Below are 1,564 nucleotides of genomic sequence, written 5' to 3'. Positions count from 1 at the left end.
GCCGACCTGGCCGCCGCGCTCTGCCGGGAGGGGCCCGGCCGCCTCCCCGTCCCCCCGGACGACGCCGTGCCGGCGGCCGGCCCGATCACCGTCGACCTGCCCGACCGCCCGCCCGCGCCGCCGACGGCCCGGCCAGTGCGCCGGCCCGGCGCCCTCGCCGCGGCTGCGGCCGTCGGGGCGCTCGTCGCGGCCGGCACCGTCGCCGCCTGGTCGGCCGGCCGGGCGACGGCCGCCCCGGAGCCGGTCGCCTTCGACCCGGCCACCGGGGTCGTGACGACCGCGACCGGCCGCTTCCGCGTCGGCCGCCCGGGGGACGCCTTCCTCGTCGGCGACTGGGACGGCGACGGCCGGCCGACCCCCGCCCTGTACCGCCCGTCGACCGGCGAGGTGCTGACGTTCACGGACTGGCCCCCGGCCGCCCCGGCCGCCCCGGCCGAGGTCGCCCGGGCGGCGAGGGGCGGGACGGCGAGGGTCGTCGCCGACGGCGGCCGCGACCGCGTCGAGGTCACCCCGCCCGAGGACCGGGCGTGACGGTCACGGACGGCGGCTGCGCCGGTGTTCGCTCGCCGAGGGAGCGGGCGTGACGGTCGTCGGGGCCGACCCCGACGGGCTGGCCGACCTGGCCCTCGCCCTCGCCGCCGCGGCCGACGAGCTCGACCGGCGGGCGGCCGCCATCGCCACCGAGCTGGTCGCCGTCGGTGGGCGGGTCGACGCCGGCGCCGCCGTGGCCATGGTGGCGGCCTGGTGCCGCGAACAGCAGGCCGACGTGGTGCTGCGGGCGGTCGGGCTCGACGACGACGCCCCGCTCGCCGCCCTCCCCGGCGCGCTCGCCGACGGCCTGCTCGACCCCGGCCGCACCGGCCTGTCGGTGTGGTCGCTCGTGACCACGCCGGGCGGGGTGTCGGCCGCCCTCCAGGCGCTGCGGGCCGGGCGGCCGGCGGGCCAGGTGGTGCCCGTCCTCCTCCCGCTCAGCCTGGTGAGCAACGTGTACACGGTGCTCGACGGCGACGCCGCCGGCATCGACCGGGCGCTCGCCGGCGTGGCCGCAGGGGCCGACGCGACGACGCTGTACCTGCTGGCCGCCGGCGCCTCCGGCGGCGGGCTGGTCGTCGTCGCCGTGGTGGCCGGGGTCGTCACCGCCGTGCAGCTGTGGCGGTCCCGGGAGGACGTGGCCGACTGGCTGGGGCGCACCGGCGCCGGGCTCGAGGCGGGGTCGGCGGCCGCCGACGATGCCCTGGACGAGGTGGGCGACTGGTACGAGACGGTCGCCGCCGACGCCGGGTCGGGCGTGGACGTCGGCGGCGAGGCGGTGGCGGCCTGGCTCGGCGAGGTGGCCGACGACGCCGACGACCGGGGCTTCCCCGGGCTGGCCGTGATGGCCGGGGTCGGCGCCGGCGCCGCGCAGGTGGGGTCGTCGCTCGCCGGCGGCGTGCTCCGCGGGAGCGGTGGGGTCGTCGCCCGGGCCGCCGACCGGGCAGGGGACGCCATGGCGGCCGTCGGCCGCACGACGCGGCGGGCGACGGACTGGATCGCCGACCGCCTCGACGGCGACGACGAGGACGGC

2 protein-coding genes are annotated in these 1,564 nt (G+C 81.6%); both read left to right on the top strand.

Annotated features, from left to right (window positions below; translation table 11 throughout):
• Window positions 1-531: hypothetical protein (locus tag VGB14_14780; protein HEX9994191.1), on the top strand; the 531-nt coding region annotated here is incomplete at its 5' end.
• 49 nt (window positions 532-580) lie between these two features.
• Window positions 581-1,564 (top strand): hypothetical protein (locus VGB14_14775; protein HEX9994190.1); only part of this gene is annotated, 984 nt, incomplete at its 3' end.

The sequence above is a fragment of the Acidimicrobiales bacterium genome, assembly GCA_036399815.1.
In the GTDB taxonomy this organism is placed as follows: Bacteria; Actinomycetota; Acidimicrobiia; order Acidimicrobiales; family DASWMK01; genus DASWMK01.
This window is presented reverse-complemented; position numbering and strand designations above follow the sequence as displayed.